This is a genomic window from Caenispirillum bisanense (genome assembly GCF_039523075.1).
GTDB classification, from domain to species: domain Bacteria; phylum Pseudomonadota; class Alphaproteobacteria; order Rhodospirillales; family Rhodospirillaceae; genus Caenispirillum; species Caenispirillum bisanense.
In genome coordinates this window covers 21801-27800 of record NZ_BAAAEP010000055.1, presented here as the reverse complement: position 1 = coordinate 27800, position 6000 = coordinate 21801, and the positions used below count along the sequence as shown (strand labels likewise).

Annotated in this window: 6 protein-coding genes; 3 read left to right on the top strand and 3 right to left on the bottom strand. The window is 68.6% G+C overall.

The annotated features are described in order from the left end of the window. Positions 1-122 precede the first annotated feature (122 nt). Entirely contained in the window at positions 123-554 is a 432-nt protein-coding gene (locus ABD056_RS19120; RefSeq protein ID WP_343869324.1) for a cyclic nucleotide-binding domain-containing protein, read from the top strand. Positions 555-610: 56 nt separating this feature from the next. Then, positions 611-1246 (top strand): hypothetical protein, encoded by a 636-nt coding sequence (locus tag ABD056_RS19115; protein ID WP_343869322.1) that lies wholly within the window; start codon positions 611-613, stop codon positions 1244-1246. 565 nt (positions 1247-1811) lie between these two features. Here the strand turns inward: ABD056_RS19115 and amt are convergent. The 3 genes from amt to rpoH all read right to left on the bottom strand — a co-directional run bounded on the left by amt (position 1812) and on the right by rpoH (position 4775). Continuing rightward, positions 1812-3161, bottom strand: a complete 1350-nt coding sequence (gene amt / locus ABD056_RS19110; RefSeq protein WP_343869320.1) for an ammonium transporter — start codon at positions 3159-3161, stop codon at positions 1812-1814. A gap of 22 nt (positions 3162-3183) precedes the next feature. Beyond that, positions 3184-3522: a P-II family nitrogen regulator gene (locus ABD056_RS19105; protein ID WP_343869318.1), complete on the bottom strand. Its 339-nt coding sequence runs from the start codon at positions 3520-3522 to the stop codon at positions 3184-3186. A 347-nt stretch (positions 3523-3869) separates the two neighbouring features. After that, positions 3870-4775: an RNA polymerase sigma factor RpoH gene (gene rpoH, locus ABD056_RS19100; RefSeq protein WP_343869316.1), complete on the bottom strand. Its 906-nt coding sequence runs from the start codon at positions 4773-4775 to the stop codon at positions 3870-3872. Positions 4776-5297: 522 nt separating this feature from the next. Here rpoH and ABD056_RS19095 point away from each other — a divergent pair. Beyond that, entirely contained in the window at positions 5298-5711 is a 414-nt protein-coding gene (locus ABD056_RS19095) for a c-type cytochrome (RefSeq protein WP_343869314.1), read from the top strand. The last annotated feature ends 289 nt before the right edge of the window (positions 5712-6000 follow it).

The window sequence follows — 6000 nt, the reverse complement described above, 5'->3', positions numbered from 1 at the left end:
TCCCTCGGGGCTTGCAGGCGCGCAAGAAAAGCACTCCGGCGCCCGCATCGCAAGCGCGCCTATGGCGGCTTTCGCAGCGCAGCGCTAAGATCGGCGGGAGCGCACTGGAAGAGAGAACCTGTATGAGCGCCAACGACCCTCCCGCCGTCGGCGAGGCCGCCAAGGCCGTCGCCGCCCTGGCGGGCGACGATGCCGGCCGCTGCACGGTGGCGCGCGGCGGCATCCTGTTCCGCGAAGGCGACGCCGCCGATTGTGCCTACATCGTCGAAAGCGGCCTGCTGGAAATCTCCCGCACCCTCAACGGCGCCCAGGTGGTGCTGGGGGCGGTGCGGCCGCCGGAGATGGTGGGGGAGATGGCGCTGATCGACAACGGTCCGCGTAGCGCCACCGCCCGCGCCCTGCGTGACACCACCCTGATGGTGGTGCCGCGCCAGCATTTCGAGACGCTGCTGCAGGACGCCAACCCGGTGGTCCGGCGCCTGCTGGAACGCTTTGTCACCATCATCCGTAACGTCAACGACGTGAACCTGCGCCTGACCCTCGGCATCCGCTGACCGTCCGACCAGCGGGCACCCCGCCCCCGCCCGCCCCGCTTCGAGGAGCCGCCCCCATGCCCCGCCTTCGTCCGCTGACCGCCGCCGCCCTTGTGGCGGCCGGCATCGCCCTCGCCTCCCCCGCCGCCCTGACGGCCGCCGAACAGGCCAGCGTCACCGCCGCCGTCAGCGCCCAGGGCTTCGCCGCCGTGCCGCCGGGCCAGCCGGTGGAAATCCGCATCTATCAGGCCAGCGGCGACGACGGCGCCGTGCGCGCCGCCACCGCCCGCGCCCTTGCCGCCCAAGGCTGGCAGGTGGTGGAAAGCGGTGGCCGCATCGCCTTCAGCGTCGAGGTCACCGGCGACGAGCCGCTGGCCCCGGAGCCGCGCAGCGGCATGCTGGCGCTGGACGGCACCCGCGGCAGCGGCGAGAGCACCGACCGCCTGGACGCCCGCCTGCGGCTGTTCTCCACCAGTGAAAGCAGCGTGCTGACCGGCCGCCAGCTGCCCGCCGCCGGCAGCGGCGGGGCGCAGACGCGGGTGCAGGCGGATGTCACCGACCTCGCCTCCGGCCGCCGCCTGTGGCAGGGCTGGGCCGACGTCAGCCTCGCCGGCCAGACGCCCGAGCGGGTGGCCGCCTCCCTGGTGCCGTTGTTGGTCGAAGCGGTGGGGGAAACGGTGCGCAACGAAGCGCGCACCGTGCCGGTGGAGTAGGCAGCGACCGCAGCGGCGGCGGCGGCGTCAGTCGCCGGCCACCCCCGTCAGATGCCCGCGCCGGCGGCCGCGTGCCGCCCCCCCCCGCCGGGCGGCCCGCCAGGGTCATGTCGCCGTCGATGCGCCGCAGCAGGGCGGCATAGCCGGCGTAGCGCCCCGCCGCCTCGTCCCCGCCGCGGCGGGCGGCGGCCTCGAACTGCGCCGCCAGCCATCCCACCAGCGACTGCAGCATGCGCCGCCGCCAGCCGGTCAGCGGGTCCGGCGGCGCCGCCGGCCGGCGCAGGGTCTCGCCCACCGCCGCCAGCGGCGCGGCGGGAGCGACTGGCGCGGCGGCCGGCCCGGCATCGGTCAGGCCGCCACGTCCGGGATGCTGCCCATCGGGTGGCATGTGCGGCGTCCTCCTTGGCGCTGGCGTCGGATGAGGGGAGCGCGGCGGCAGCCCGCTCCCATTGGCAAACGCGGCGGCACGGCGGCGGTTGCCGCCGGACAGCAGGCAAGAAGAAGGCCCGGAGGACATGCCCCCGGGCCACAAGTCAGGTGAGGAAACGGTAGGTCGGACGAGGCCTCAGAGCTGCGAGCCGCGGCCGAATTCCGGGTAGGCTTCGAGGCCGAGTTCGTGCTTGTCCAGGCCGTCCATCTCTTCCTCGTCGCTGACGCGCAGGCCGATGGTGGCCTTCAGCAGGCCCCACACCACGAAGGACACCGCCAGGACATAGACGCCCACCGCGACGACGCCGATCAGCTGGGTCACGAAGCTGCCCGAGCCGAAGATGCCGACCGCGAGCGTGCCCCAGATGCCGGCCACCAGGTGGACCGAAATGGCGCCGACCACGTCGTCGATCTTCATCTTGTCGACCAGCGGCACGGCGATCACCGCCAGGGCGGCACCGATGGCGCCCACCACCATGGCCAGGAACAGGTTTTCCAGGGTCGGGTTGGCGGTGATGGCGACCAGGCCGGCCAGGGCGCCGTTCAGCACCATGGTCAGGTCGATCTTCTTGAAGATGATCTGGGTCATGATCATCGCCGTCACCACGCCGGCGCAGGCGGCCAGGAAGGTGTTGGCGTAGACGATGGACATGGCGGTGGCATCAAGGGCCGAGCCGAGGGCGAGCTGCGAGCCGCCGTTGAAGCCGAACCAGCCGAACCACAGGATGAAGGTGCCGAGGGTCGCCAGCGGCAGGTTGTTGCCCGGCAGCGGGTGGACGCGGCCGTCGGCGCCGAACTTGCCCTTGCGGGCGCCGACCATGATGGCACCGGCGAGCGCCGCCCAGCCACCGACCGAGTGCACCAGGGTGGAGCCGGCGAAGTCGCTGAAGCCCATCTCGGTCAGCCAGCCGCCGCCCCACACCCAGGAGCCCTGGATCGGGTAGATGAAGGCACCGAGCAGGGCGACGAAGATCATGAACGGCCAGATCTTCATGCGTTCGGCGACGGTGCCGGAGATCACCGAGGCGGCGGTGGCGACGAACACCACCTGGAAGAACCAGTCGGACATCACCGAGTAGCCGCCCTCGATCACCGTGGCGACCATTTCCGGCGTCGCCTCTTCCGCCCCGATCAGGGTGCTTTCAGCGGCAGACGGGTTGTAGAGGAACGAGAAGCTGCCGATCCAGCCCGACACGTCGGTGTACATCAGGTTGTAGCCGACGAGGTAGAAGCCGATGGAGGCCACCGCATAGAGGGCGGTGTTCTTCAGGCAGATGGAGGCGACGTTCTTGCCGCGCACCAGGCCCGCTTCCAGCATGGCGAAGCCGACGGCCATGAAGAAGACCATGGCGCCGTGGATGAGGAAGGAGAAGGTGTTGAAGACATAGGCCGTCTCGGCATCGACCGCGGCGAAGGCCGGCGTCGCCACGAGGCCGGCGGCCAGCGCCAGCGCGCCGCCCTTGAACATGGTGGTCATGCGGGTCATGTGATGCATCCCCCTTGGTCCGTCAGAGCGCTTCAGCGTCGGTTTCGCCGGTACGGATGCGCACGGCCTTCTGCAGGTCGAGCACGAAGATCTTGCCGTCGCCGATCTTGCCGGTGTTGGCAGCCGTCTGGATGGCTTCGACGACGCGGTCGACCATGTCCTCGTTGACCGCCACTTCGAGCTTCACCTTGGGCAGGAAGTTCACGACATACTCGGCGCCGCGGTAGATTTCCGTCTGGCCCTTCTGGCGTCCGAACCCCTTCACCTCGCTCACGGTCAGGCCCTGGATGCCGAGCGGCGTCAGCGCCTCGCGCACCTCGTCGAGCTTGAACGGCTTGATGATCGCCATCACTAGCTTCATCGGTTTTCCCTCCATGGGTCCACGCGGCCGGCGCCGCGCCACACATCCCCGGGCCATCGCCCCGAAGACCTTCGTGGACAGGGAAACTCAAGAAGCGTGCCAAGTGGGTCGCGCGGGCCGCAGGCCGCCCGTTTCCGCCATTCCGACGCCGCCCACATTTTCATCAGCGCTGGCCGTCGCCGCCTTTCTGCCCACATTTCGAGCATAGACGGCGGGACGGTGCGCTCAAGAATGAGGCAACAGTGGGGCGGCGCCTGCGGGAAGTGCGTCTTTGGCCGCAAGAAAGACGGGGCGGCTCAACCGGAGCCGCCCCGTCGGGAGGAAGAGGGGAAAGACCAAGGTGGTGCTCAAATAGGCAGCGCCACCTCTGCCCCACGCTTGTCGAGGGCCGTGGCCGCCGCCCGCACCGCCGACTGCAGCTTGGTGAAGGCGCGGTTCTCGATCTGGCGCACGCGCTCGCGGCTGATGCCGTAGTGGCGGCCCAGTTCCTCCAGCGTCGTCGGCTGGCTGCGCAGGCGGCGCTCCATGATGATGTGGCGCTCGCGGTCGTTGAGGCCGGACAGGGCATCGCGCAGCAGCCGGCGGCCGAGGCGGCGCTCTTCCGCCTCCGCCAGCATGGTTTCCTGGTTGGGGCCGTCGTCCACCAGCAGGTCCTGGCGCTGCAGGTCGCCCTCTTCGCCCACCGGCAGGTTGAGGCTGGCGTCCTGGCGCGACAGGCGGCGGTTCATGTCCACCACGTCGGCTTCGCTGACGTTCAGCTCCTCGGCGATGGCGCGGGCGTTTTCGGGCGCCATGTCGCCTTCCTCGTAGACGCCGAGCTTGGCCTTCATGCGCCGCAGGTTGAAGAACAGCTTCTTCTGCGCCGCCACGGTGCCGACCTTCACCAGCGACCACGAATTGAGCACGTATTCGTTGATGCTGGCCTTGATCCACCACATGGCATAGGTGGCGAGGCGGAAGCCCTTCTCCGGCTCGAACTTCTTCACCGCCCGCATCAGGCCCAGGTTGCCCTCGGCGATGAGGTCGGAGACCGGCAGGCCGTAGTAGCGATAGCCCATGGCGATCTTGGCCACCAGGCGCAGGTGGCTGGTGACCAGGGCGTGCGCCGCCTCCTGGTCGTCGTGCTGGCGATAGCGCTGGGCGAGCATGTATTCCTGCTCGGGGTGCAGCAGCGGATACCGCTTGATCTGCTCCATGTAGCCGGCGAGCCCGTCTTCGGAGGCGACGACCGGCAAGGAAAGATTGGACGCCATGGCTCCACCTCTTCTCCAGACAATCAGATCCCGGTCCTCCGCCGTCACCGCCGTCCGGTCCGCCGCTTCCCCCGCGGCTGCCGGCTCTTGTCGATGGGGTTGACGGCCCCGACTAACATTCGGTTTTTTCGACCTCTTCAGGCTATAAAACCCGACCTTGGTTGTCAAGTTTACAGGCCTGTCATCCTTCTCCCGCGGAACGTGCAACAGCTGGCGGGATGCCTTGTTCCCTGTGCCGCTGCGGTTATCGCCACGCGCTTCGAAATACGCGCGACGGGGATAAAAGGATCACCGGATTTCGGGAATAATGTGGCGCTGCATCACCATCATCACGCCACAATGCGGGGCTAGACCAATGGAGGCAGACACCCCCGCCGCCCGAGCCACGGCACGACCTTGAGTCTTATCCGTTTTGCCGGTAGGGTTTGCCGCGATCATCTTCAGGAACCGCCGGGTCGGGCACCGTCCTGCGGCCTTGTCGTCAAACAAGACAGAACATCGGATCGGAAGAGGAGTTTGGGAATGAAGAAGACCATCGTGATGGCCGCCGCCGCCCTGGCCGTCGCCGGTTTCGCCAGCACCTCCGCCATGGCCCAGGACGCGGCCGCGGGCGAGAAGGTGGCGAAGAAGTGCCTGGCCTGCCACACCTTCGAAAAGGGCGGCGCGCACAAGGTCGGCCCGAACCTGTTCGGCGCCGTTCACCACAAGCCCGGCGAAGGCGCCGAAGGCTTCAAGTTCTCCGACGGCTTCCTGGCCGCCACCGCCAAGGGCTTCGAGTGGACCGACGAGAACCTGATGGCCTACCTGGAAGACCCGACCGCCTTCCTGCGCGCCACCTCCGGCGACGACAAGGCCCGCTCCAAGATGACCTTCAAGCTGAAGGACGAGAAGGAGCGCCAGGACGTCATCGCCTACCTCAAGACCCTCAAGGACTGATCGTCCCTGATCCGGTCGCGGCCCTTCCGGTGCCGCCTGCAGACGCCGCCCCGCACCGCCGGGGCGGCGTTTTGCATGGTGCCGCCCGCCCGGCGCCGAGGACGGCGGAATAACCCCTTGATCCTTCGTGAAATTTCCGTTTCGATCAGAGGCGGAACGTCCTCCTTCTTCGGAATCAAGGGGTTGGGCGGAACGGTGCGGCGGCACGCGCGTTCACGTTCGTGTTTTCCGGGTGTCGCCCACCGTGTACAGTGGGACCCGCAAGCTTTTTCGCCCACAGCACGGACAG